Here is a 21,490-nt window from a genome sequence, read left to right on the forward strand (position 1 = left end):
ACGATGACAATCGAACTGCACGACCTGGCGCACGAGTTCCCCGAACACAAGGACAAGCTGCACGCCCTGAAGCTGGAGAATGCGCACTTCGTCCACCTGAAGTCCCAGTACGACGACGTGAACCACCAGATCCGGCTGTTCGAGGAGGGCGTGAAGGTGGCCAGCGACGAGCATTTGGAGGCGCTCAAGAAGCAGCGCCTGCACCTGAAGGACCAGATCGCAGCGATGCTGGCGGCCTGAGGCCGCCCGTGGCCGGCGCGCTGCGGGCACCGTCCCCCGCGCCGCCCCGGATCAGGCCAGATATGCGTCCTTCAACCGCACGTAGTGGCCGGCGCTGTAGTACAGCGCCTCGATCTCTGCATCGCTGAGCATCCGCGCCTTCCGCGCCGGGTTGCCCAGCCACAGCTCCCCCTCGCCCACCACCTTGCCCGGCGATACCAGCGCACCGGCACCGACGAAGGCGTGCTTTCTCACCACTGCGCCGTCCAGCACGATGGCGCCCATCCCGATCAGCACCGCGTCCTCGATCGTGCAGGCATGGATGATGGCCTTGTGGCCGATGGTGACGTCGCTGCCGATGCGGGTGGCGAAACCGCCCAGCTTGGCGTGCGGGCCGTCGTGGCTGACGTGGATGACGGTGCCGTCCTGGATGTTGGTACGGTCGCCAATACGGATGAAATTGACGTCGCCGCGGATCACCGTGAACGGCCAGACGGAGACGTCCTCGCCCAGCACCACGTCACCGATGACGCTGGCCTGGGGATCCACATAGACACGTGCGCCGAGGGTGGGGGAAACGCCGCGGTAGGGTCGGAGGTTCATGCCCGGATTATCGCTGGATTCCGCCGCTGGCCGCACTACACTGGCCCGTATGGACACCGCCACCGATACCCGGCTGCACGCCCTCCAGCCCACCCTCGACCAGCTGCGGGCCGCCTGGCAGCAGCGCAAGCCGGACTTCGACCAGCGCCGCGACGACCTGCTACGGCTGCGCGCCGCGCTGAAGCGCCGGCTGGACGAGATGGCGCGCACCATCGCCGCCGATTTCGGGCACCGTTCGCTGGACGAGAGCCGGATTGCCGACGGCATGACTGCGCTCAACGAGATCGACCACCTGCTCCGCCACCTGCGCCGGTGGATGAAGCCGCGCCGGGTGGGCGTGGGCTGGCGCTTCCTGCCGGCCCGCGCGCAGGTGCGCCCGGTGCCGCTGGGCGTGGTGGGCGTGATCGCACCGTGGAACTACCCGGTCAACCTGGCGCTGATCCCGTTGGCTACGGCCATCGCCGCCGGCAACCATGTCTATCTGAAGCCGTCCGAACACACGCCGCGCACCAGCGCATTTCTGCGCGACCTGCTGGCGGACGTGTTCCCGGCCGACCGCGTGGCCGTGGCGACCGGCGGCGCGGACGTGGGCGCGGCCTTCGCCGGCCTGCCCTTCGACCACCTGGTGTTCACCGGCTCCACCGCGGTGGGCCGCAAGGTGATGGCCGCCGCCGCGCCGCACCTGACACCGCTGACGCTGGAGCTGGGCGGCAAGTCACCGGTGCTGCTGTGCGACGACTATCCGCTGGAGCGCGCCGCCGCGCGCATCGCCACCGGCAAGTGGTTCAACTGCGGGCAGACCTGCATCGCCCCCGATTACGTGCTGCTGCCCGCCGGCAAGCGCGATGCCTTCGTCGCCGCGCTGCGCCGGGAGGTGCAGGCGCGCTATGGTGCCGACCTCGGCAACCGCGACGACTACACCCGCATCATCAACGACGGCCAGTACGCGCGCCTGCAGGGCTACCTGGACGATGCCCGCGCGCGCGGCATCGCGGCCATCACCCTGGCCGGCAGTGCGGACCCGGCGCAGCGCCTGCTGCCGCCTACCGTGCTGCTTGACCCGGGCGACGACGCCAAGGTGATGCAGGACGAGATCTTCGGCCCGCTGCTGCCGCTCAAGACCTACGCGACGCTGGACGAGGCCATCGCCTACATCAACGCGCATGAGCGTCCGCTGGCGCTGTATCCCTTCAGCCATGACCGCGCGGTGGTCGAACGGATCCTGCGCGATACGGTGGCCGGCGGGGTCTCCGTCAACGATACCCTGTTCCACTTCGCCATCCCCGACCTGCCGTTCGGCGGTGTCGGCGCCAGCGGCATGGGCGCCTACCACAGCCGCGCCGGCTTCGACGCGATGAGCAAGCTGCTGCCGGTGCTGTGGCAGGCGCGCCGCACCGGCGGCGACCTGCTCAAGCCGCCGTATTCCAGGGCGCAGTGGCTGCTGGACCTGATCGTGCGCTGAGGCGGGACGATTAGAATCGCGGCATGAAAATCGCCAGCTGGAACGTCAATTCGCTCAACGTCCGCCTACCGCAGCTGCAGCAATGGCTGGCCGAATTCACGCCCGACGTGGTGGGCCTGCAGGAAACCAAGCTGGAGGACCACCGGTTCCCGGACGATGCGCTGCTGGAGGCCGGCTACCGCAGCGTCTTCCATGGGCAGAAGACCTACAACGGCGTGGCGATCTTGGCGCGCGGGTGCGCCATCGAGGACGTGCAGGTGGCGATCCCGGGCTTCGAGGACACGCAGGCGCGCGCCATCGCGGCGACGGTGGGCGGCGTGCGCATCATCAATCTGTACGTCGTCAACGGGCAGGACGTCGGCACCGACAAATACGCCTACAAGCTGCGCTGGCTGGAGGCGGTGCGGGGCTGGGTGGCCGACGAGCTGCAGCGGCATCCGAAGCTGGTGGTGCTGGGCGACTTCAACATCGCCCCCGACGCACGCGACGTGCACGACCCGGCCACCTGGAACGACAACCACATCCTCACCTCCACCCCCGAGCGCGAAGCGCTCCGCCAGCTGCTGGCGCTGGGCCTGCACGACGGGTTGCGCCTGCACAGCGAGGAAGGCGGCATCTTCAGCTGGTGGGACTACCGGCAGGCCGCGTTCCGCCGCAACCTGGGCCTGCGCATCGACCTGACGCTGGTGTCCGACGCGCTGCGCGGGACCACCGTCGGGGCTGGCATCGACCGCACGCCGCGCACCTGGGAGCGCCCCAGCGACCACGCGCCGGCGTTCGTCGTCCTCGACTGAGCCATCGGCGGAGGCAGTAAACACGAAGGCCCGGCAGTTGCCGGGCCTTCGCATGACGTCGGCGTGCTGCCGCGCGTCAGCGCACGCGGCCGCGACGGAACAGGTTGACGATGGCCAGCAGGATGATCGCGCCGAGAAAAGCGGACACGTAGCCCATGAAGCCGGCGCCACCGATCAGCGGGGCGATGAGCCAGCCGCCGATCCACGAACCGACGATGCCGACCACCACGTTGAGGATGATCCCCTGCTGCGCGTCCGTCTTCATGACGATGCTGGCCAGCCAGCCGATGATGCCGCCGATAACCAACCAGATGATGAGACTCATTGACATGCCCTCCTGTGGGAATGCGCGGAGCGGCCATTCCGCTCCGCGATGCCCCGGTGCGGAACGCCCCGGGCACGACGCCAGTCTCCCGGACCGGGCGTGACGGCGGCGTTCGCGTCCCTGACCAGCCATTCAGCCGGGCGGCACCCGCGCGGCGCGGCATACTGTGCGCATGACCGTCGATATCGCCGCCCTGCGCCCCGGGCTTGAAGCCGGGCTGGCGCAGCTTTCGCAGGAGCCGGCGCTGGCCGGGCCGCTGCTGGATTACCTCGCGCTGCTGCAGCGCTGGAATGCCACCTACAACCTCACCGCCATCCGCGACCCGCGCGAGATGCTGGCCAAGCACCTGCTGGATTCGCTGGCGATGCAGCCGTTCGTGCGCGACCTGCACACGTTGGCGGACCTCGGCACCGGCCCGGGCCTGCCCGGCATTCCGCTGGCCATCGCCACGCCGGGCCTCCAGGTCACCCTGGTGGAAAGCAACGGCAAGAAGGCCCGCTTTCTGCGCGAGGCGGTGCGCCAGCTCAAGCTGGGCAATGTGCAGGTGGCCGAATCGCGGATCGAGGCGTTCCAGCCCGGTGCCACCTTCGACGCCATCACCGCGCGCGCGCTGGCCACCCTGCCGCTGATCCTGGAGCTGGGCGGTCACCTGCTCGGTGCAGATGACCGGCTGCTGGCGATGAAAGGCGTGGTGCCCCACGACGAGATCGCCGCACTGCCGCCCGGCTGGGGCGTGGCCGCCATCCACCCGCTGCACGTGCCGGGGCTGGCCGCCGAGCGCCACCTGCTGGACATCGTCCGCACGCGGGCATAGGGCATAATCCTCTGTCGCCTGCCAGCCCCGCGCAGGCCCAGCCTCGGGAACACACGCCGCATGGCCCGCATCATCGCCATCGCCAACCAGAAGGGCGGGGTCGGCAAGACCACCACCGCCGTCAACCTCGCCGCCGCCCTCGCGCGGACGCCGAAGCGCGTGCTGCTGGCCGACCTGGACCCGCAGGGCAACGCCACCATGGGCAGCGGCATCGACAAGCGCGAACTCGGCGCCTCGGTGACCGACGTGCTGCTGGGCGAGGCGCAGCCGGCCGAGGCCATCGTGCGCTGCGCCGACGGCTACGACCTGCTGCCCGGCAACATCGACCTGACCGCCGCGGAGATCCGCCTGCTCGACGCCGAGGGCCGCGAGGGCCGGCTCAAGGCCGCGCTGGAAAAGGTGCGCGGGAATTACGACTTCATCCTGATCGACTGCCCGCCGTCGCTGTCGGTGCTCACGCTCAACGCGCTGACCGCCGCCGACTCCGTGCTGGTGCCGATGCAGTGCGAGTACTACGCGCTGGAGGGCCTGTCGGCGCTGATCGACACCATCGAAGGCCTGAAGGGCCGGTTCAACCCGGCGCTGGAGATCGAGGGCGTGCTGCGCACCATGTTCGACGTGCGCAACAACCTGGCCAACGCGGTGTCGGCCGAGCTGACCAACCACTTCGGCGACCTCGTGTTCCGCACCATCGTGCCGCGCAACGTGCGCCTGGCCGAAGCCCCCAGCCACGGCCAGAGCATCCTTGGCTACGACAAGGCCAGCCGCGGCAGCGTGGCCTACCTCGGCCTGGCCGGCGAGGTCCTGCGCCGGCAGCGCGAACGCACGCAGAAACAGAAGGAGAGCGCCGCATGACGGCTGGCAAGGAGGCCGCCAAGGGCGGCGCCAAGAAGCGCGGCCTGGGCCGCGGCCTGGAAGCATTGCTGGGCCCCAAGGCCGCGGCCGAGGTGCCGGCGCTGCAGGCGATGCCGGGCGACGTGCTGCGCACGCTGCCGGTGGACGCGATGGTGCCGGGCAAGTACCAGCCGCGCCGCACCATGGACGATGCCAAGCTGGAGGAACTGGCCTCCTCCATCCGCGCGCAGGGCGTGATCCAGCCCATCGTGGTGCGCGAGCGCCTGGGTGCGGACGGCAAGGGCGGCCGCACCTACGAGATCATCGCCGGCGAGCGCCGCTGGCGCGCATCAAAGCGCGCGGGCCTGGCCGAAGTGCCGGTGGTCGTGCGCGAAGTCGACGACCGCACCGTGGTGGCGATGGCGCTGATCGAGAACATCCAGCGCGAAGACCTCAATCCGCTGGAAGAAGCGCAGGCGCTGCAGCGGCTGATCGACGAATTCGACCTGACCCATGCGGCCGCGGCAGAAGCCGTGGGCCGCTCGCGCGCGGCGGTGTCCAACCTGCTGCGCCTGCTGGAACTGCCCGAGCCTGTGCGGGCGCTGGTGCAGAACGGCGCGCTGGAGATGGGCCACGCGCGCGCGCTGCTGGCGCTGGCCGAGCCGATGGCGATCTCGCTGGCCAAGCAGGCCGCCGAGGAAGGCTGGTCGGTGCGCCAGGTGGAGCACCGCGTCCAGCAGCTCGCCGCCGGCAAGGTACCGACCGAGCCGAAGAAGAACTCGCCCAAGGCGAGGGCGCCGCAGGCCGACATCGCCGCGCTGGAACGCGAGCTGTCGGAGATGCTGGGCAGCAAGGTCAACGTGCTCAACGGCCGCGGTAACAAAGGCAAGCTGGTCATCCACTACGCCAACCTCGACGCGCTGGACGGCGTGCTCGAGCGCCTGCGCAACCGTCCCTGAGGCCGATGCCTGCATGAGCGGATCGCCGCAACTTTCCGTCGTCGTCCCCGTGCACAACGAGGAGGACAACGTCGCCCCGCTGGTCGATGAGATCCTGGCCGCGCTGCGTGGCCGGATCGCGTTCGAGATCGTCTACGTGGACGACACCTCGCGCGACGCCACCCTGCAGCGCCTGCGCGACCTGCAGGCCACCACCCCGGAGCTGCGCGTGGTCCGCCACCTCACCAACGCCGGCCAGAGCACCGCGGTGCGCAATGGCGTGAAGGCCGCGCGCGCGCCGTGGGTCGCCACCTTGGACGGCGACGGCCAGAACGACCCGGCCGATATCCCGCACCTGCTGGCCAAACGCGATGCCGCGCCTGCCGAGGTGAAGCTGTTCGCCGGCTGGCGGGTCAACCGCCAGGATTCCGGCAGCAAGCGCTGGGCCTCGAAGTTCGCCAACGCGATCCGCAGCCGCCTGCTGCGCGATGCCACGCCGGACACCGGCTGCGGCATCAAGCTGTTCGAACGCGAGGCCTTCCTGGATCTGCCGTACTTCGACCACATGCACCGCTATCTGCCGGCGCTGATGCAGCGCGCCGGCTGGCAGACCGTCAGCGTGCCGGTCAACCACCGCCATCGCACCGCCGGCGTGTCCAAGTACACCAACCTTGGCCGTGCGCTGGTCGGCATCAAGGACCTGCTGGGCGTGGCCTGGCTGATCCAGCGCAGCCGGCGCACCGCCGTGGAGGAGTTGCCCCGGTGATCGCCGCGCCGCCGCCGGGCTTCATGGACACGCCGCTGGCCGCGCTGGCGTGGACCGGCATCCACATGAGCCCCTGGAAGCTGATCGGGTTGGTGGGCGCGCTGATGTTCGGGGGCCGCTGGCTGGTGCAGTTCATCGCCAGCAGGCGCCACGGCAAGCCGGTCATCCCGCGACTGTTCTGGTACATGAGCATCGCCGGCAGCCTGATGACGCTGGCCTATTTCATCTTCGGCAAGAACGATGCGGTCGGCATCCTGCAGAACCTGTTCCCCAGCTTCACCGCCTGCTACAGCCTGTACCTGGACATCCGCCACCGCGGCTGGAAGCGCGACCGCAACAGCCACTGAGCGCACCCCGGCACTGCACGGGCCGATGCTACGATCCAAAGCCCCGCCCGCCTGGACCGCCGCCCCGTGAACGCCTTGTTCCGCGCCTGCCTGCTCGCCTTGTGCCTGCTGCCCGCATTGGCAATGGCACAGGCGCCCGCACCCGCCGCCGCGCAGCAGGCCTCCGCCGACGCCACCTTCCGCGCGCTCTACCAGGCCGAGTGGACCTGGCGGATGCAGCAGGCCAGCGGCTGGGACGAGGACAACGACGCCGGCGACGACGCGCAACAGACCCGGCTGCCGGACGTCGGCCCGGACGCCCAGGCGCGCAAACTGGCCTACCTCGAGGGGGTGCTGCGCCAGCTGGATGCGATCGATCCCGCCGCCCTGTCGCCGGCGGAGCGCCTGAATTACGCGATCTACCGCCCGCAGATCGCGCACATGGCGGCAGAGCTCCGCTTCCGCGACTACGAGATGCCATTCAACTCGGACAGCGCGTTCTGGTCGAACCTGGACTTCATGGCCCGCGCCGACCTGCGCGATGCCGCCGCCTATCGCGCCTACGCCGCGCGCCTGCGCGACGTGCCGCGCTATTTCGACCAGCAGATCGCCAACATGCGTGCCGGCCTGGCGCGCGGCTTCTCGGTGCCACGCGCGGTGCTGGCCGGCCGCGACGTGTCGATCGCGGCAACCGCCGACCTGGTGAATCCCGAGGACGCCAGCTTCTACGCGCCCTACGCAAAGATGCCCGCCACCCTCCCTGTGGCGGAACAGGCCGCACTGCGCGCCGAGGGTGTTGCGGCGATCCGCGACGCGGTGATACCGGCCTACGCGAAACTGCTGGCGTTCTTCCGCAACGAATACGTGCCCGGCGCGCGCACCACGCTGGCTGCCGAAGCCATGCCGGACGGTGTCGCGTGGTACCGCGAGCAGATCCGCAAATACACCACGCTGGACCTGTCGCCCGAGGAGATCCACGCGATCGGGCTGCGGGAAGTCGCCTCGATCCGCGCCGAGATGGACGCGATCATCGACGGCCTGGGCTTCCAGGGGCGCTCCAAGGCGACCCGCTTCGCCGACTTCCTCACCTTTCTGCGCTCCGATCCCCGGTTTTATGCAAAGACCCCGCAGGAGCTGCTCTACCGGGCAGCCTGGATCAGCAAGCGGGTGGACGGCCAGATCGGCAAGCTGATCGGTACCCTGCCGCGCGGCCGCTTCACCATCGAGCCGGTACCCGCCGCCATCGCCCCGTTCTGGACCGCCGGGCGCGGCGGCGCCGACACCTACTGGGTGAACACCTACGACCTGCCCTCCCGGCCGCTGTACAACCTGCCGGCGCTGACCCTGCACGAATCCGCGCCCGGACATTCGCTGCAACAGCAACTGGTACGCGAGCAGGGGGCACTGCCGGGGTTCCGCAAGGTCTATATCAGCGCCTACGGCGAGGGCTGGGGCCTGTACAGTGAATGGCTGGGCAGGGAGATGGGCATCTACGAGACGCCCTACGAGGATTTCGGCCGGCTGACCTACGCGATGTGGCGCGCCTGCCGGCTGGTGATCGATACCGGCATCCACCACCAGGGCTGGACCCGCGCGCAGGCACAGGCCTACCTGCGCGACAACACCGCGCTGTCCGAGCACGAGGTCACCACCGAGGTGGATCGCTACATCAGCTGGCCCGGCCAGGCGCTGAGCTACAAGCTGGGCGAGCTGACCCTGATGCGGCTGCGCCGCGAAGCCGAAGCCGCGCTGGGACCGGCCTTCGACGTGCGCGCCTTCCACGACGCGGTGCTGGCTCAGGGCTCGGTGCCGCTGCCGGTGCTGGAGAGCCAGATCCGGACCTACATCGCTTCCGCCAAGGCCGCCGCCACCCACTGAAGCCTGTCCGCATCCGCACCGGCGCCAAGTGCTTGCCTGAAAAGGCGTTTGCCCGCATAATGCGCGGCTCGCTGCGTCCGAACCCGCCTGCCCGGCCGGTTCCGGCCGGGCCCGAAGCACGATTCGGCCCGCTGCCGGCAGCGCGGTTTTCCTCCCGCATCGTGCGGCTCGTCCCTTTCGGGGTGCGCGCCGGGGCCGCCGTCTCCCGGGCTACGGGCGACATCCCAAACACCATCGAGGTGCCCAGTGTCCAAAGTCTGCCAAGTCACCGGCAAGCGCACGACGACCGGCAACAACGTCTCGCACTCCAACCGCAAGACGCGTCGTCGCTTCCAGCCCAACCTCCACGAGCGCCGTTTCTGGGTCGCCTCGGAGAACCGTTGGGTCAAGCTCCGTGTTTCCACCGCCGCGCTGCGCACCATCGACAAGAACGGCATCGATGCCGTCCTGGCCGACCTGCGCAAGCAGGGCGAAAAGGTCTGAGGAGGACTGCACCATGGCTAGCAAGCGCGACAAGATCCGCCTGATCTCCTCGGCCGGTACCGGCCACTTCTACACCACCGACAAGAACAAGAAGAACACGCCGAACAAGATGGAGGTCAGCAAGTACGACCCCGTCGTTCGCAAGCACGTGATGTACAAGGAAGGCAAGATCAAGTGATGCTCCGGTGGGCGCCCCGCGTGCCCGCCCTGCATCCTTCCAGGAAACCCGCCGCAAGGCGGGTTTCTCTTTTGCGCCGCTCCCGCCGCCAGCCCGCAGGGCAGCGCGGCGGAAATCCCGCGCCTTCAGGCGTCGTCCTGCGCGTAACCGACCGCGGAGGCCACGCCGTCATCGTCCACCTCCAGCACCACCGTGATCGGACGGCAGCAGACGGCGCAGTCCTCGATGTAGCGCTGTGCGCCCGCACTGGCATCCAGCGCCAGCGTGATCGGCTCGCCGCAGTACGGGCAATCGATGTCCTGGAAGTCCAGCAGGGTCATGGCCCTCACTCCACCGTCCGGCCGGCCTGGACCAGGCGCTCGACGGGATAGCCGCGGCGGGCGGCGCGCTCACGCAGGGCGTCGAACTGATCGCGCGGCAGCGTCGGCGTGCGCGAGAGGATCCACAGGTACTTGCGCGACGGGCCGCCCACCACCGCCCAGCGGTACTCGGGGTCCAGCTCGACCACCCAGTAGTCGGCCCAGACCATCGGCAGCCAGCCCAGCCAGGCCGGTGCAAACCGCACCTGCAGGGCACCCGGCTGGCCGGGCACCGGACGCGCGACGCCTTCCGACACCAGCGGTTTGCCCGTGTCCGTGTCGCAGGCGTTGCGCACGGTGACGCGCCCGTCCGGGCGGACCGTGTAGGTGGCGGTGGTATTGGCGGCGCAGTTGCGCTGGAAGAACAGCGGCAGGTGCGCGATCTCGTGCCAGGTACCGGCGTAGCGCTGCAGGTCCAGCGCGGGCACCGGAGTGTTGGGCAACGTCGCGTCCTGTGCCACGGCAGGACCCGAGGCCAAAACGAACGCAAGCGGCAGGTAACGAAGCATGGCGATCCCTTGCGATGGGTGGAGGCTCATGGTGGCGGCCACGGCGTAGCGGCCCGGTGAACGCCGCGCCGTGGCGCCATCCGCGGGATCAGGGACGCAACTTGCTTGCCGCCTCCACGTACTTGGCGGTCTTCGGGTTGGCGGCATTCCACTGCGGCGCGCGCGGGTCGTTGGCGATGGTCAGCAGCGCCAGCGCCACGGCGCGGTTGACGGCGGCCATGTTGTCGTAGTCGATCTTGTCCCAGGTGTCGGCGGCGCCGTGGTAGTCCGGGAATGCGTACGCCACGCTGACGGTGTGGGACGGCACGCCGAGGTCGGCCAACGCCTGGTTGTCGCTGTAGGCGAAGTAGCGGTCGCTGTTGACCGGATGCCTGGTAATGCGGATGCCGGTGCGCTCGCCGGCCTGGCGCAGCACGTCGCCCACGTCGGAGTAGTCGGCGCCGGTGACCGCGGCGGCGCGCACCTGCGGGCCCTCGCTGTCGTCGGTGCGGCCGATCTGCTCCAGGTTGATGTTGGCCACGGTGGCGGCCACCGGCACCAGCGGATGCGCGCCGTAGTAGCGCGAGCCCACCAGGCCGTGCTCCTCGCCGAACACGGTCATGAACACGATGCTGCGCTTGGGGCGCTCCTTGCGCGCCGCAAACGCGCGCGCCAGCTCGATCACCGAGACGGTGCCGCTGCCGTCGTCGTTGGCGCCGTTGTAGATGGCGTCGTCGCCGTTGCCCTCGCGCACGCCCAGGTGGTCGTAGTGGGCGGTCACCAGCACGTAGGTCTTCGACAACTCGGGGTCGGAGCCGCGCAGCAGGCCCACCACGTTGCGCACCTTCAGCGGCTGTGGGGCATCGGCGTACTTGGCGATCTCCCGCTTGGGCGCGATCTCGCGCCAGTCCGCGGTCTGGAAGTAGCCGTCGTCGCCCAGCGGCTCCAGCCCCGCCGCGCGGAACTGGGCCGCGATGTACTCGGCGGCGATATCCAGCCCACGCGACGGCGTGCCGCGGCCTTCCAGCGCATCGGAGGCCAGGAACGACAGGTTCCCGCGCAGCGTGTTCGCCGAAATGGTGGAGAGCCAATGCGCCTGCTCCTCCGGCAAGGCGGGCGTGCCCGCCTGGGCGGCGGAGGCCACGAGAAGCGCGGCGGCCAGGGCGACGCGCGCGTGCCGGACTAGGGACATGGGACGGCCTCGGATCGGAATAGGAACCCGGAGTCTAGCCCCGCAGGGTCGCCCGGCGGGGGCAACCAACGCCCCTTGCGTGGCCGCTGGATCGGTGCCATCACGCCATCACTACCCGGCACCTTCTAGCGTATGGCCTCTCTTCCAGGAGGAACAACACCATGATCAAGTGGGCCATCATCTTCGCCATCCTTGGCCTGATTGCCGGCGCACTGGGCTTTGGCGGCCTGGGCGGCGCTTTCATCGGCATTGCCAAGTTCCTGTTCTTCGCCGCGCTGGCCATCGCGGTGGTGCTGTTCCTGCTGGGGGTGACGATTTTCCGGAAGATCACCTGAGAAGATCACCTGACGCGTGGGGCGCGGCCGGAGCACGGCCGGGCGCGCCGGTAAAGTGCGGACGGTCCCGTTCTGCGCCGCCTGCCGGCGTGGTCTACTACGGCGATGACGCGCACCGCCCTCACTCTCGCCCTCTGCCTGCTTGCCGCCGCCTGCACCGCGCCGCAGGATCGCCCCGACGCACCGGCCGCCACGCTGACCCTGGCCAGCTGGAACATGGAGCACCTGGCCGAGCGCAACGGCACCGGCTGCCGGCCGCGCACCGACGCCGACTACGCCGCGATGCGCGCATACGCCGACGCGCTGCAGGCGGACGTGATTGCCTTCCAGGAAGTGGAATCGCGCACCGCCGCGGAGCGGGTGTTCGACCCCGCGCGGTACACCGTGGTGATCGAAGACCGCGTGGGCAGCGGCCGCAACGGTGCCTGCGCCGGCGATCCGGCGCACACCCTCCGGGCGCAACGCACCGGCTTCGCCATCCGCAAGACGCTGGCCTTCACCCGCCAGCCCGACCTGACCGACCTGCAGCTGGGCAACCCGGACCTGCGCTCCGGCGTGGACGTGGTGGTGCGCCCGGCCGGCGGCACGCCAATCCGCCTGCTTTCGGTGCATCTGAAATCCGGATGCAGCGCCGGCAACCGCAACGAGGCCTGCACCACCTTCTTCCAGCAGGTGCCGGTGCTGGAGCGCTGGATCGACGCACGCGCCGCCGAACCCCTGCGCTTCGCGGTGCTGGGTGATTTCAACCGCCGCCTGGCCCTGCCCGACGACGCGGCCTGGGCCGAGTGGGACGACGGCAATCCCGCCAATGCCGACCTGGCCGATGCCGCCGGCGGTCAACCTGCCCGCTGCAACCCGCGCTACCGCGACTTCATCGACCACATCGTGCTGGACCGCCGCGCCACCCCGGCGCTGGTGCAGTTCCAGGAAGCAACCTACAGCGGCGCCCCCCTGAGCGACCATTGCGCCATCCGCGCGCGGCTGGAGGCGCGCTGAGGCCTCTGGCGGCGCGTGCCCATCGCACCAGGACGCCGCCCAGGCCGCGTCAGAGAAACGTACCAGCCACCGGGGTTTCGAGCTTCGCCACCGGGCAGCGATCGGCATAAGCCTCGAACATCGCGCTTACCTCGGGTGGGGCGTGGAGCAAAGTCGCATCCAGCGTCGTGGCGAAGATGATGGGCACCTCGACGCGGCAAGCGATCGGCGCTCCTCCAAAAGTCTTGGGCGCCACCCACTGGCGCATCGCTTCGCGCGACGCCTCGTCCAGTCGCTTGATCGTGCTATCCGGCTCGCTCGGATAGATCAGCTTGACGTCATGCGGGATCCCGTCCTTGCCGAACAGGACGTCATACACCAGCACCGCATTGACGTTTTTGCGCATCAGCTCCGGCGGGAACCGGGGCGGCGGCATCGGCATAGCAGCCGCGCGACTATTCGCTGGTGCGGTCCGGACTTGCCCGGTCACTTCGATGATCCGTAGCGCAAAGCCGCCCTCGCGGGTGGGTACGGCCTCCGCCCTGATCCGCTCCGTGACGGTGGACGCCTCGGCCGTGCCCTGCCAGCGTGTGGGCGAATATCGCCACGTGGCCACGCGCTGCCGTACCAGCGTCTGGATCGCCTCGGGCAAGGCCGGGTCGGGCCGGACATCGGTAACGCTGCCGTCCGCCTGCACGGTTGCCTCGAAATCAAAATCAAACTGGAGCGGCGCCGGTTTCGCGCCGCCGCGGGCATCGGCCTGAAGGGCACCGGCCATCAACATCACCCCTGCCAACAGCGCTGCTGCCTTGGCGGTCATCCCCCTCATGCCACGCTCCCACGAACTCGCTCATGCCGAAAGGCCGGTTCTATCAGGGCGCCGCATGCACCACAACCTCGCGCGAGCGATCCCCCTTCAATACGCCCAGGAGACCTCATCCATCCCTTCCATCTCGATCCACCACCCCGCCCGGATGGTAGGTGCGCAGCGTGCTGCCAGAAACAGGGGCGCGCTCACTCCTGACCCGGTTTCTAGTCGACCATTCATTGGCCGATGGTCACAAACATGAATACCACCGACGCACCCATCACCCCGGTGGCGGCCCAGCCAAGCAGTTTGAGCCGCAGGGTAATGGTCGATTGCCCCATGATCTTTGTTGACTGCCCGATCATCATCATCACCGCCATGATCGGCACCGAGATCACGCCATTGACGACAGCACTCCAGACCAGCGCCTTGATGGGGTCGAAGTCGAACACGCTCATCAGAGTGCCGATGCCGGTGGCGACAGCGATGATCAGATAAAATCCGCGTGCTTCGCGGAAGCCGCTTGACAGGCCTGCCTTCCAGCCAACCAGTTCGCTGATGGCGTAAGCGGCGGAACCTGCCAGAACCGGCACGGCCAGCAGGCCAGTGCCGATAATGCCCAGCGCGAACAGCAGAAAGGCAAACTCGCCGGCCACCGGACGCAATGCTTGCGCCGCCTGGGAGGACGTCTGGATATCGGTGATGCCCTGCTGGTTCAGGGTGACGGCAGTTGCAATCACAATGCAGAGCGCAATGAGATTGGAGAACACCATGCCAACGACGGTATCCACCTTGATGCGCGACAGGTGCTCCGCCGCATAGTCCGGGTTGGCCTTCAGTTCGGCCGCGCCAGGCCGTCGATTGCTGTCTTCAACTTCCAGTGCGGCTTGCCAGAAGAACAGATAGGGGCTGATGGTGGTCCCCAACACCGCAACGACCATGGCAGCGTACGTGCTGAGCGAGCCATGGGCCGGAAAGTATTCCCACGGTAGAAACGATTGCGAGATCGCCAGTCGCCACGGCACCGACACGCTCAAGACAACGGCGACATAGGCAAACAGCCCAAGCGTCAGCCATTTGAGAATGCGCACGATGCGTTCATACGAGAAAAACACTTGCGTCGCGATACTCAGCGCGCCAAAGCCAATCACATAAACCGCCAGTTTGCCACCCACCAGGATGCGCAGCGCCTCACCCATCGCCCCGATATCCGCAGCGATGTTGATGGTATTGGCGACGACCAGCAGGGCGATCAAAAAGACCGCAAGCCAGCGCGGACACATCTTGCGGATGTTGGCGGCCAACCCCTCACCCGTCACCCAGCCGATCCGCGCCGACAGCATCTGGATGCCGATCATCAGCGGCGCGGTCAGAAACAGCGTCCATGCCAGACTGAAACCGAACTGCGCGCCCGCCTGCGAATACGTTGCAATCCCGCTGGGGTCATCGTCAGCGGCCCCGGTGATCAGGCCCGGCCCAAGGCGCGAATAAACACGGGGGACGACGCCTTTTTTCATTTTCGATGCTCTCGGGAATAAAAACGGGGCCAAGTTCACTTCCGAACCTGGCCCCGCTGCTGTGACTCAGCTGCGCGTAACGCTTACCCGCACTTGCTGTACCCACAATTCAAACAAGTCGCACACCCGTCCATCAGCACGAGCGCCTTGGTCGAACACTTGTGGCACATGGTGGCGCTGGGCGGGAAGCTGGCGCCGTCGCCGGTCACGGCGATGTCTTCCGGATGCTCGTCGGCGCTGCTCATCAGGCCGGCCGGGCCGGACTCAGCGTTTTTTTTTGAGCGCGCCTCGAACTGCTTGCGCTTCTCGGCGATCAGCGCGCGCTGGTGCTCGCTCATCTCCGGGTCGTGCAGCATGCCGATGGACTTCAGGTGGTCCTCGACGATGCTGCCCAGCTCCGCCACCAGGGACGGCATGTACACGCCGCCGGCCTTGAAGTAGCCGCCGCGCGGGTCGAACACGGCCTTCATCTCGTCGACGATGAAGGTGACATCGCCGCCCTTGCGGAATACGGCGGACATGATGCGGGTGAGCGCCACGATCCACTGGAAATGCTCCATCGACTTGCTGTTGATGAAGATCTCGAACGGGCGGCGGTGTTCGTGCTCGGTGCCGGCGTTGAGCACGATGTCGTTGATGGTCACGTACATGGCGTGTTCCACCAGCGGCGACTTGATCTTGTAGGTACTGCCGACCAGGACTTCCGGGCGCTCGATGCGCTCGTGCATCTGGATCACGTTGTCGTCGGGGGCGGCGACCGGCGCGGCGACCTCCGCGGCCTTGGCGCTTTCCTTCGCCTTGTCGTCCGCGGTGACGACGGCGTAGCCCTTGATTTTCTTCTCGATCCTGACGGTCATGGTCCTGACTCTGGCTGTCTGTGCGTTGCGGGTTGCGCGCCACGCCCGGCGTACCGGGCGGGCGCAGGGACAGGCTTACTTCTTCGAGGCCTTCTTGGCGGCCTTCTTCACGGCTTTCTTCGCGGGCGCCTTCTTGGCGACGGCCTTCCTGGCGGGTGCGGCTTTCTTCACCGCCTTCTTGGCGGGCGCCTTCTTCGCCGGAGCTTTCTTCACCACGGCCTTCTTGGCGACGGCCTTCTTGGCGACGGCCTTCTTGGCCGGCGCCTTCTTTGCCGCCGGCTTGGCCGCCTTTTTCGCGACCTTCTTGGCAGCGGGCTTCTTGGCGATGGCCTTCTTGGTCGCCGCCTTCTTCGCGGCCACCTTCTTCTTCAAGCTGGCCACTTCCTTCTTGGCGTCCTTGCTGGCGGTGGCGAGCTTCTTCTTGGCCACAGCGACGGTCTTCTTGACCGCCTTCTTCGCCTTGGCCACTTCGGTCTTGACCTTCTTCTCGGCGGACTTGGCGGCCTGCTTCGCCTTTGCCACGGTGGCGCTGGCGGTGCTGGCCACGGCGCCGCTCACTTCGGCGACCTTCTCTTTCGCAGTTTCAACGGCATCCGACAGCGCTGCCGTCACTCCATCTCCATTGCTCATAGGCCCTCCTCAAGGGGCGTGGGTTGGTGGGTACAACAGCGCGATCCTATACCCGCCCGGGCGCGCGTGCAGCGGTCGCTTCCGGCCTGCCGCACGCGCCGCCGTGGCGCGACCTCAGAACTTGCCGTAGTACCCCTCCTTGAGGGCGTCGAAGAGGTTGGCCGCGGTGTGCAGCTCGCCGTCGTATTCGATCTGCTCGTTGCCCTTCACCTCCACCACGCTGCCGTCCTCCAGTTCGAAGCGGTAGGTGGTGTTCTCCAGGTCGGCTTCCTTCACCAGCACGCCCTGGAAGGCAGCCGGGTTGAAGCGGAAGGTGGTGCAGCCCTTCAGGCCCTGCTGGTAGGCGTAGCGGTAGATGTCCTTGAAGTCCTCGTACGGGTAATCCGTGGGGACGTTGGCGGTCTTGGAGATGGAGCTGTCCACCCACTTCTGCGCCGCGGCCTGCACGTCCACGTGCTCCTTCGGGCTGATGTCGTCGGCGGCGATGAAGTAGTCCGGCAGCTTGGCGTCCGGGTCATCGGAGAACGGCATCGCCTTCGGGTTGACCAGGTGCCGGTAGGCCAGCAGCTCGTAGCTGTACACGTCCACCTTTTCCTTGGTCTTCTTGCCCTCGCGGATCACGTTGCGGCTGTAGTGGTGGGCAAAGCTGGGCTCGATGCCGTTGCTGGCGTTGTTGGCCAGCGACAGCGAGATGGTGCCAGTGGGCGCGATGGAGCTGTGGTGGGTGAAGCGGGCGCCAACCTCGGCCAGCTCCTCCACCAGTTCCGGCGCCACCTCGGCCACCCTCTGCATGTAGCGGCTGTACTTGGCGTGCAGGGTCTTGCCCTGGATCTCCTGGCCGACCTTCCAGCCGTCCTTCACCATTTCCGGGCGCTTGCGCAGCATCTCGGCGGTGACGGTGAACACCTCGTCCATGATCGGGGCCGGGCCCTTCTCGCGGGCCAGCGCCAGGCCGGTTTCCCAACCGGCCACCGCCATGTCGCGGGCAATGCGCTCGGTGAACTCGCAGGATTCCTTGCTGCCGTACTTCATCCTCAGCATGGTCATGGTGCTGCCCAGGCCCAGGAAACCCATGCCGTGGCGGCGCTTGCGCATGATCTCGTCCCTTTGCTGTTGCAAGGGAAGCCCGTTGACCTCGACCACGTTGTCCAGCATGCGGGTGAACACGCGCACCACTTCCTTGTATTCCTCCCAGTCGAACGTGGCCCGCTCGGTGAAGGGGTGCTTGACGAACTTGGTCAGGTTGACCGAGCCCAGCAGGCAGGCGCCATACGGCGGCAGCGGCTGCTCGCCGCAGGGATTGGTGGCGCGGATGCTCTCGCACCACCAGTTGTTGTTCATCTCGTTGACCTTGTCGATCAGGATGAACCCAGGCTCGGCGTAGTCGTACGTCGAGACCATGATCATGTCCCACAGGTGGCGGGCACGGATGTGGCCGTAGATCTTGCAGGCCACCAGGCCGTCGTCGCGGACGATGTAGTTGCGGTGGGTGGGCCAATCCCGCCAGACCACCTGCGCCGGATCGTCAAGGTCGACGTCGTCCCGCTCCTTGATGTTCACCGGGAACACCAGCGGCCAGTCGGCATCGTTCTCCACCGCCTGCATGAAACCATCGGTGATCAGCAGGGACAGGTTGAACTGGCGCAGCCGGCCGTCTTCGCGCTTGGCGCGGATGAAGTCCTTCACGTCCGGATGCGACACGTCGAAGGTGCCCATCTGCGCGCCGCGGCGGCCGCCAGCGGAGGACACGGTGAAGCACATCTTGTCGTAGATATCCATGAAGGACATCGGGCCGGAGGTGTAGGCGCCGGCGCCGGCCACGAACGCGCCACGCGGGCGCAGCGTGCTGAACTCGTAGCCGATGCCGCAGCCGGCCTTCAGGGTCAGGCCGGCCTCGTGCACCTTGTCCAGGATGCCGTCCATCGAATCTTCAATCGTGCCGGAGACGGTGCAGTTGATCGTCGAGGTGGCGGGCTTGTGCTCCTGCGCACCGGCATTGGAGGTGATGCGGCCAGCGGGAATGGCCCCGCGGCGCAGCGCCCAGGTGAAGCGCTCCTGCCAGTACTGCTGCAGCTCGGCGGTGGGCTCAGCATCGGCCAGCGCCTTGGCGACGCGCTTGTAGGTGCCGTCGATGTCGGCATCCAGCGGCACCCCCTGCTTGGTCTTCAGGCGGTACTTCTTGTCCCAGATGTCCAGCGACGCCGGTTGCATCGGGATGTCCTGATTCGCGTCCGTGGTCACTGCTTCCAGCCTTGCCGTGCTCATGCCCTTCGACTCTCCTGTCTTTATAGACCCGCGCTGCGGCGGATCCGTTGCCCGTGCCCCACCCCCGGCATCCGTCGGGGGCGACGATGCAGGCCGCGCGGGGCGCGCAGCCTGCAGATTCCTCGATGTGATGGCGTTGCCGCCAGCTGTTGCTTCGTCACGCGCCGCTCCCCTGCCGACGTCGTTGCCCCATGTCTGGCGGCGCCCCTACGCCACTAGCCTTGGGTTTTCCTGCAATCACGAACCACTAGATCTAGTGGCCCAACCGGACGGACGATAGCCACGCCCCGGGGCCAAGTCAACGCGAAAATTTGCCGGCGGAGGCTTGCGTTTCCGGGCGCCGGGCTGAAACCGCCCAGCGGTGCGGGTTCCACGGATGACGGGGGCGTTCGGGCGTGGAACTGAATGCGCGGATGCTGCAGCGCGGCGCCTGCAGGCGCCGGACCGGCGCCGCCCGGACCGTCTTCAGCCGCGATTGCGCGTGCCGTCGCAAGACTCGGCAATACTTGTTCCTTCGCCAGGTCCACCCCACGTATCGCCGCATGAAGACCGCCGCCAAGACCCTGCTTGCCCTCACCGCCGCCGCCGCTTTCGGTGGCTTTGCCGCCACCGGCATCAAGCTGATGCTGGAGCAGCCGGCCGAAGCGGCGCCCGCGTCCGCGGCCACCGCACTGCCGGCGACGGGCGCGCTGCCGAATGCGATCACCGGCACGCCGATGCCCTCGCTGGCGCCGATGCTCAAGCGCGTGCTGCCGGCGGTGGTCAGCGTGAACACCAAGCAGGTGGTGCGGGTGAACACGCCGTTCGGCGACGACCCGATCTTCCGCCGCATCTTCGGCATTCCGGCCGAGCGCATCGCGCAGTCGCTGGGCTCGGGCGTGATCATCGACGCCCGCCGCGGCCTGGTGCTGACCAACAACCACGTGGTGGAGGACGCCGACGAGGTGCAGGTGACGCTGGCCGACGGCCGCACCCTGAAGGCGGAGTTCGTGGGCAACGACGCCGACACCGACATCGCGCTGATGCGCATCCCGGCGCAGAACCTCACCGCGATTCCGATAGCGGACAGCGACCAGCTGCAGATCGGCGATTTCGTGGTGGCCATCGGCAATCCGTTCGGGGTCGGCCAGACGGTGACCAGCGGCATCGTGTCCGCGGTGGGACGCAACAATCTGCCGGGCGCCGGCTACCAGAACTTCATCCAGACCGATGCCAGCATCAACCCCGGCAACTCCGGCGGCGCGCTGGTGAACCTCAACGGCGAGCTGGTGGGCATCAACACCGCCAGCTTCAACCCGCGCGGCTCGATGGCCGGCAACATCGGCCTGGGTTTCGCCATTCCGTCCAACCTGGCCAGCCGGATCAAGGACCAGCTGCTGGCCGGCGGCGTGGTGCGCCGCGGCACCCTGGGCATCGACACCCAGGACGTGGATGCGCGCCTGGCGCAGGCGCTGGGCGTGCCCGAGGCGCGCGGCGCGGTGGTGACCCGCGTGTATCCCGGCTCCGCCGGCGGCGCGGCCGGATTGAAAGTGGGCGACGTGGTGGTGGCCGCCAACGGCCAGCCGATCGACAACGCCGAGGCCCTGCGCAACTTCCAGGGCCTGCAGACCCCGGATGCCACCGTGGTGCTGGATGTGCGCCGCGATGGCAAGCCGCTGCGCATCACCAGCGGGCTGCATGAAGCGCCCAGGGCGCTGGAAGGCGCCCAGTTGGATCCACGCCTGGCTGGCGCCAGTTTCGCCGAGCTGCCCGAATCGCTGCGTCGGCAAGGGCTGCGTGGCGTTCTGGTGGAAAAGGTGCAGCGCGGCAGCCGCGCGCAGCAGAACTACCTGCAGCCGGGCGACGTGGTGCTGGCCGCCAGCACCGGCGATTTCCAGGACCTGACGGGCTTCCGCGCCAGCCTGGCGCGCACGCCCGATGCACTGGTGCTGCAGCTGCTGCGCAACGGCCGCACCTACAACGTGCCCATGCGCTGACGCGATCATCACCGCGATGGTGCCACACTGATACCTACCCACCACCGAGGATGCGGCAGATGAGCGAACATACCGAAGCAGTCAAAAGCAACCTGGGCGAGGCCGGCGCGCACCTGAAGCAGGCCGCCAGCGCCGCGGGCGGCGCCGTGAAGAACGCCGCCGGCGCAGCGGGCGACGAGCTGCGGCTGGGCAAGGCGCAGGTGAAGGCCGAACTGGCCGACGGCGCGGTGGCCGGGCTGGGCGCCGCCGAACACCTGGGCGGGGCCGCCAGTGAACAGGCCAACGCGCTGATGGACAAGGGCCGCGATCTGCTGGACAGCGCCGCCGAACTGATCCGCGAGCGCCCACTGGCCGCCTTCGGCGTGGCCTTCGCCGCCGGCTGGATCATTTCCAAGCTCGGCCGCAGCGACAAGTAAGCCGCGGCATGACCGGCGGTCACCAAGGGGACACAACCGCGCCCGGAGCAGA

At 68.1% G+C, this 21,490-nt stretch carries 25 protein-coding genes; 15 read left to right on the forward strand and 10 right to left on the reverse strand.

Features of this window, described 5'->3' with window-relative positions:
- Nucleotides 1-3 precede the first annotated feature (3 nt).
- The gene (locus ACK4SG_RS08035) at nucleotides 4-240 is read left to right on the forward strand and encodes a YdcH family protein (RefSeq protein WP_409601204.1); all 237 of its coding nucleotides are present in this window, start codon (nucleotides 4-6) and stop codon (nucleotides 238-240) included.
- A gap of 51 nt (nucleotides 241-291) precedes the next feature.
- Here ACK4SG_RS08035 and ACK4SG_RS08040 read toward each other — a convergent pair whose 3' ends face one another.
- Nucleotides 292-822, reverse strand: coding sequence for a gamma carbonic anhydrase family protein (locus ACK4SG_RS08040; RefSeq protein ID WP_409601205.1), 531 nt, complete (start codon nucleotides 820-822; stop codon nucleotides 292-294).
- Between the two features lie 49 nt (nucleotides 823-871).
- Between ACK4SG_RS08040 and ACK4SG_RS08045 the strand changes: the two genes are divergently transcribed.
- Both ACK4SG_RS08045 and xth read left to right on the forward strand, forming a co-directional pair.
- The gene (locus ACK4SG_RS08045) at nucleotides 872-2,284 is read left to right on the forward strand and encodes a coniferyl aldehyde dehydrogenase (protein ID WP_409601206.1); all 1,413 of its coding nucleotides are present in this window, start codon (nucleotides 872-874) and stop codon (nucleotides 2,282-2,284) included.
- A gap of 23 nt (nucleotides 2,285-2,307) precedes the next feature.
- Nucleotides 2,308-3,078 (forward strand): exodeoxyribonuclease III, encoded by a 771-nt coding sequence (gene xth, locus ACK4SG_RS08050; RefSeq protein WP_409601207.1) that lies wholly within the window; start codon nucleotides 2,308-2,310, stop codon nucleotides 3,076-3,078.
- 76 nt (nucleotides 3,079-3,154) lie between these two features.
- On the opposite strand, the gene ACK4SG_RS08055 is transcribed toward xth, so the two are convergent.
- Complete coding sequence (locus tag ACK4SG_RS08055) at nucleotides 3,155-3,403, reverse strand: GlsB/YeaQ/YmgE family stress response membrane protein (RefSeq protein WP_409601208.1); 249 nt, start codon at nucleotides 3,401-3,403, stop codon at nucleotides 3,155-3,157.
- A 172-nt stretch (nucleotides 3,404-3,575) separates the two neighbouring features.
- Here ACK4SG_RS08055 and rsmG point away from each other — a divergent pair, with 172 nt between their 5' ends.
- The 8 genes from rsmG (at nucleotide 3,576) to rpmG (ending at nucleotide 9,620) form a co-directional block, all read left to right on the forward strand.
- Nucleotides 3,576-4,217: a 16S rRNA (guanine(527)-N(7))-methyltransferase RsmG gene (gene rsmG, locus ACK4SG_RS08060; RefSeq protein ID WP_409601209.1), complete on the forward strand. Its 642-nt coding sequence runs from the start codon at nucleotides 3,576-3,578 to the stop codon at nucleotides 4,215-4,217.
- 60 nt (nucleotides 4,218-4,277) lie between these two features.
- Nucleotides 4,278-5,072, forward strand: coding sequence for a ParA family protein (locus ACK4SG_RS08065; RefSeq protein ID WP_374557274.1), 795 nt, complete (start codon nucleotides 4,278-4,280; stop codon nucleotides 5,070-5,072).
- Nucleotides 5,069-6,010, forward strand: a complete 942-nt coding sequence (locus tag ACK4SG_RS08070; protein WP_409601210.1) for a ParB/RepB/Spo0J family partition protein — start codon at nucleotides 5,069-5,071, stop codon at nucleotides 6,008-6,010. The genes ACK4SG_RS08065 and ACK4SG_RS08070 overlap by 4 nt, the downstream gene beginning before the upstream one ends.
- 13 nt (nucleotides 6,011-6,023) lie before the next feature.
- Nucleotides 6,024-6,755 (forward strand): glycosyltransferase family 2 protein, encoded by a 732-nt coding sequence (locus ACK4SG_RS08075; protein ID WP_409601211.1) that lies wholly within the window; start codon nucleotides 6,024-6,026, stop codon nucleotides 6,753-6,755.
- Between the two features lie 23 nt (nucleotides 6,756-6,778).
- The gene (locus ACK4SG_RS08080; protein WP_409601356.1) at nucleotides 6,779-7,102 is read left to right on the forward strand and encodes a lipid-A-disaccharide synthase N-terminal domain-containing protein; all 324 of its coding nucleotides are present in this window, start codon (nucleotides 6,779-6,781) and stop codon (nucleotides 7,100-7,102) included.
- A 123-nt stretch (nucleotides 7,103-7,225) separates the two neighbouring features.
- Nucleotides 7,226-8,959 carry a DUF885 domain-containing protein gene (locus ACK4SG_RS08085; RefSeq protein ID WP_409601357.1) on the forward strand — a complete coding sequence of 578 codons (1,734 nt, stop codon included), beginning with the start codon at nucleotides 7,226-7,228 and terminating at the stop codon, nucleotides 8,957-8,959.
- A gap of 246 nt (nucleotides 8,960-9,205) precedes the next feature.
- Nucleotides 9,206-9,442, forward strand: a complete 237-nt coding sequence (rpmB, locus tag ACK4SG_RS08090) for a 50S ribosomal protein L28 (protein WP_187571696.1) — start codon at nucleotides 9,206-9,208, stop codon at nucleotides 9,440-9,442.
- A 13-nt stretch (nucleotides 9,443-9,455) separates the two neighbouring features.
- Complete coding sequence (rpmG, locus tag ACK4SG_RS08095; protein WP_114960770.1) at nucleotides 9,456-9,620, forward strand: 50S ribosomal protein L33; 165 nt, start codon at nucleotides 9,456-9,458, stop codon at nucleotides 9,618-9,620.
- Nucleotides 9,621-9,745: 125 nt separating this feature from the next.
- Here the strand turns inward: rpmG and ACK4SG_RS08100 are convergent, their stop codons facing one another.
- The 3 genes from ACK4SG_RS08100 to ACK4SG_RS08110 all read right to left on the reverse strand — a co-directional run bounded on the left by ACK4SG_RS08100 (nucleotide 9,746) and on the right by ACK4SG_RS08110 (nucleotide 11,659).
- On the reverse strand, nucleotides 9,746-9,940 hold the full coding sequence (locus ACK4SG_RS08100) for a CPXCG motif-containing cysteine-rich protein (protein ID WP_409601212.1): 195 nt from the start codon (nucleotides 9,938-9,940) through the stop codon (nucleotides 9,746-9,748).
- Between the two features lie 5 nt (nucleotides 9,941-9,945).
- Nucleotides 9,946-10,488, reverse strand: a complete 543-nt coding sequence (locus ACK4SG_RS08105; RefSeq protein WP_409601213.1) for a lipocalin family protein — start codon at nucleotides 10,486-10,488, stop codon at nucleotides 9,946-9,948.
- An 88-nt stretch (nucleotides 10,489-10,576) separates the two neighbouring features.
- Nucleotides 10,577-11,659, reverse strand: a complete 1,083-nt coding sequence (locus ACK4SG_RS08110; protein WP_409601214.1) for a M28 family peptidase — start codon at nucleotides 11,657-11,659, stop codon at nucleotides 10,577-10,579.
- A gap of 161 nt (nucleotides 11,660-11,820) precedes the next feature.
- Between ACK4SG_RS08110 and ACK4SG_RS08115 the strand changes: the two genes are divergently transcribed.
- Nucleotides 11,821-11,994: a DUF1328 family protein gene (locus tag ACK4SG_RS08115; protein WP_409601215.1), complete on the forward strand. Its 174-nt coding sequence runs from the start codon at nucleotides 11,821-11,823 to the stop codon at nucleotides 11,992-11,994.
- Nucleotides 11,995-12,099: 105 nt separating this feature from the next.
- Complete coding sequence (locus ACK4SG_RS08120; protein WP_409601216.1) at nucleotides 12,100-12,990, forward strand: endonuclease/exonuclease/phosphatase family protein; 891 nt, start codon at nucleotides 12,100-12,102, stop codon at nucleotides 12,988-12,990.
- 49 nt (nucleotides 12,991-13,039) lie between these two features.
- Here ACK4SG_RS08120 and ACK4SG_RS08125 read toward each other — a convergent pair whose 3' ends face one another.
- From ACK4SG_RS08125 to ACK4SG_RS08145, 5 genes are all read right to left on the reverse strand, one after another.
- Entirely contained in the window at nucleotides 13,040-13,789 is a 750-nt protein-coding gene (locus ACK4SG_RS08125; protein WP_409601217.1) for an energy transducer TonB, read from the reverse strand.
- A 224-nt stretch (nucleotides 13,790-14,013) separates the two neighbouring features.
- Nucleotides 14,014-15,294 carry an NRAMP family divalent metal transporter gene (locus ACK4SG_RS08130; protein ID WP_409601218.1) on the reverse strand — a complete coding sequence of 427 codons (1,281 nt, stop codon included), beginning with the start codon at nucleotides 15,292-15,294 and terminating at the stop codon, nucleotides 14,014-14,016.
- An 83-nt stretch (nucleotides 15,295-15,377) separates the two neighbouring features.
- Complete coding sequence (locus tag ACK4SG_RS08135; protein ID WP_409601219.1) at nucleotides 15,378-16,151, reverse strand: NrdJb; 774 nt, start codon at nucleotides 16,149-16,151, stop codon at nucleotides 15,378-15,380.
- A 75-nt stretch (nucleotides 16,152-16,226) separates the two neighbouring features.
- Nucleotides 16,227-16,781, reverse strand: a complete 555-nt coding sequence (locus ACK4SG_RS08140; protein ID WP_409601220.1) for a hypothetical protein — start codon at nucleotides 16,779-16,781, stop codon at nucleotides 16,227-16,229.
- A gap of 114 nt (nucleotides 16,782-16,895) precedes the next feature.
- Nucleotides 16,896-19,046 carry an adenosylcobalamin-dependent ribonucleoside-diphosphate reductase gene (locus ACK4SG_RS08145; RefSeq protein WP_409601221.1) on the reverse strand — a complete coding sequence of 717 codons (2,151 nt, stop codon included), beginning with the start codon at nucleotides 19,044-19,046 and terminating at the stop codon, nucleotides 16,896-16,898.
- Nucleotides 19,047-19,588: 542 nt separating this feature from the next.
- Here ACK4SG_RS08145 and ACK4SG_RS08150 point away from each other — a divergent pair.
- Together ACK4SG_RS08150 and ACK4SG_RS08155 are read left to right on the forward strand one after the other, a co-directional pair.
- Complete coding sequence (locus tag ACK4SG_RS08150; RefSeq protein WP_409601222.1) at nucleotides 19,589-21,022, forward strand: Do family serine endopeptidase; 1,434 nt, start codon at nucleotides 19,589-19,591, stop codon at nucleotides 21,020-21,022.
- Nucleotides 21,023-21,081: 59 nt separating this feature from the next.
- Nucleotides 21,082-21,438: a hypothetical protein gene (locus ACK4SG_RS08155; protein WP_409601223.1), complete on the forward strand. Its 357-nt coding sequence runs from the start codon at nucleotides 21,082-21,084 to the stop codon at nucleotides 21,436-21,438.
- The last annotated feature ends 52 nt before the right edge of the window (nucleotides 21,439-21,490 follow it).

This window comes from Thermomonas sp. (assembly GCF_046293095.1).
Classification (GTDB): domain Bacteria; phylum Pseudomonadota; class Gammaproteobacteria; order Xanthomonadales; family Xanthomonadaceae; genus Thermomonas.

What these genes read in the sequence shown, in the direction of transcription:
- ACK4SG_RS08035 (WP_409601204.1), top strand. Translation starts at nt 4, where the DNA reads ATGACAATCGAACTGCACGACCTGGCGCACGAGTTCCCCGAACACAAG.
- ACK4SG_RS08040 (WP_409601205.1), bottom strand. Translation starts at nt 822, where the DNA reads ATGAACCTCCGACCCTACCGCGGCGTTTCCCCCACCCTCGGCGCACGT.
- ACK4SG_RS08045 (WP_409601206.1), top strand. Translation starts at nt 872, where the DNA reads ATGGACACCGCCACCGATACCCGGCTGCACGCCCTCCAGCCCACCCTC.
- xth (WP_409601207.1), top strand. Translation starts at nt 2,308, where the DNA reads ATGAAAATCGCCAGCTGGAACGTCAATTCGCTCAACGTCCGCCTACCG.
- ACK4SG_RS08055 (WP_409601208.1), bottom strand. Translation starts at nt 3,403, where the DNA reads ATGAGTCTCATCATCTGGTTGGTTATCGGCGGCATCATCGGCTGGCTG.
- rsmG (WP_409601209.1), top strand. Translation starts at nt 3,576, where the DNA reads ATGACCGTCGATATCGCCGCCCTGCGCCCCGGGCTTGAAGCCGGGCTG.
- ACK4SG_RS08065 (WP_374557274.1), top strand. Translation starts at nt 4,278, where the DNA reads ATGGCCCGCATCATCGCCATCGCCAACCAGAAGGGCGGGGTCGGCAAG.
- ACK4SG_RS08070 (WP_409601210.1), top strand. Translation starts at nt 5,069, where the DNA reads ATGACGGCTGGCAAGGAGGCCGCCAAGGGCGGCGCCAAGAAGCGCGGC.
- ACK4SG_RS08075 (WP_409601211.1), top strand. Translation starts at nt 6,024, where the DNA reads ATGAGCGGATCGCCGCAACTTTCCGTCGTCGTCCCCGTGCACAACGAG.
- ACK4SG_RS08080 (WP_409601356.1), top strand. Translation starts at nt 6,779, where the DNA reads ATGGACACGCCGCTGGCCGCGCTGGCGTGGACCGGCATCCACATGAGC.
- ACK4SG_RS08085 (WP_409601357.1), top strand. Translation starts at nt 7,226, where the DNA reads ATGGCACAGGCGCCCGCACCCGCCGCCGCGCAGCAGGCCTCCGCCGAC.
- rpmG (WP_114960770.1), top strand. Translation starts at nt 9,456, where the DNA reads ATGGCTAGCAAGCGCGACAAGATCCGCCTGATCTCCTCGGCCGGTACC.
- ACK4SG_RS08100 (WP_409601212.1), bottom strand. Translation starts at nt 9,940, where the DNA reads ATGACCCTGCTGGACTTCCAGGACATCGATTGCCCGTACTGCGGCGAG.
- ACK4SG_RS08105 (WP_409601213.1), bottom strand. Translation starts at nt 10,488, where the DNA reads ATGCTTCGTTACCTGCCGCTTGCGTTCGTTTTGGCCTCGGGTCCTGCC.
- ACK4SG_RS08110 (WP_409601214.1), bottom strand. Translation starts at nt 11,659, where the DNA reads ATGTCCCTAGTCCGGCACGCGCGCGTCGCCCTGGCCGCCGCGCTTCTC.
- ACK4SG_RS08115 (WP_409601215.1), top strand. Translation starts at nt 11,821, where the DNA reads ATGATCAAGTGGGCCATCATCTTCGCCATCCTTGGCCTGATTGCCGGC.
- ACK4SG_RS08120 (WP_409601216.1), top strand. Translation starts at nt 12,100, where the DNA reads ATGACGCGCACCGCCCTCACTCTCGCCCTCTGCCTGCTTGCCGCCGCC.
- ACK4SG_RS08125 (WP_409601217.1), bottom strand. Translation starts at nt 13,789, where the DNA reads ATGACCGCCAAGGCAGCAGCGCTGTTGGCAGGGGTGATGTTGATGGCC.
- ACK4SG_RS08130 (WP_409601218.1), bottom strand. Translation starts at nt 15,294, where the DNA reads ATGAAAAAAGGCGTCGTCCCCCGTGTTTATTCGCGCCTTGGGCCGGGC.
- ACK4SG_RS08135 (WP_409601219.1), bottom strand. Translation starts at nt 16,151, where the DNA reads ATGACCGTCAGGATCGAGAAGAAAATCAAGGGCTACGCCGTCGTCACC.
- ACK4SG_RS08140 (WP_409601220.1), bottom strand. Translation starts at nt 16,781, where the DNA reads ATGAGCAATGGAGATGGAGTGACGGCAGCGCTGTCGGATGCCGTTGAA.
- ACK4SG_RS08145 (WP_409601221.1), bottom strand. Translation starts at nt 19,046, where the DNA reads ATGAGCACGGCAAGGCTGGAAGCAGTGACCACGGACGCGAATCAGGAC.
- ACK4SG_RS08150 (WP_409601222.1), top strand. Translation starts at nt 19,589, where the DNA reads ATGAAGACCGCCGCCAAGACCCTGCTTGCCCTCACCGCCGCCGCCGCT.
- ACK4SG_RS08155 (WP_409601223.1), top strand. Translation starts at nt 21,082, where the DNA reads ATGAGCGAACATACCGAAGCAGTCAAAAGCAACCTGGGCGAGGCCGGC.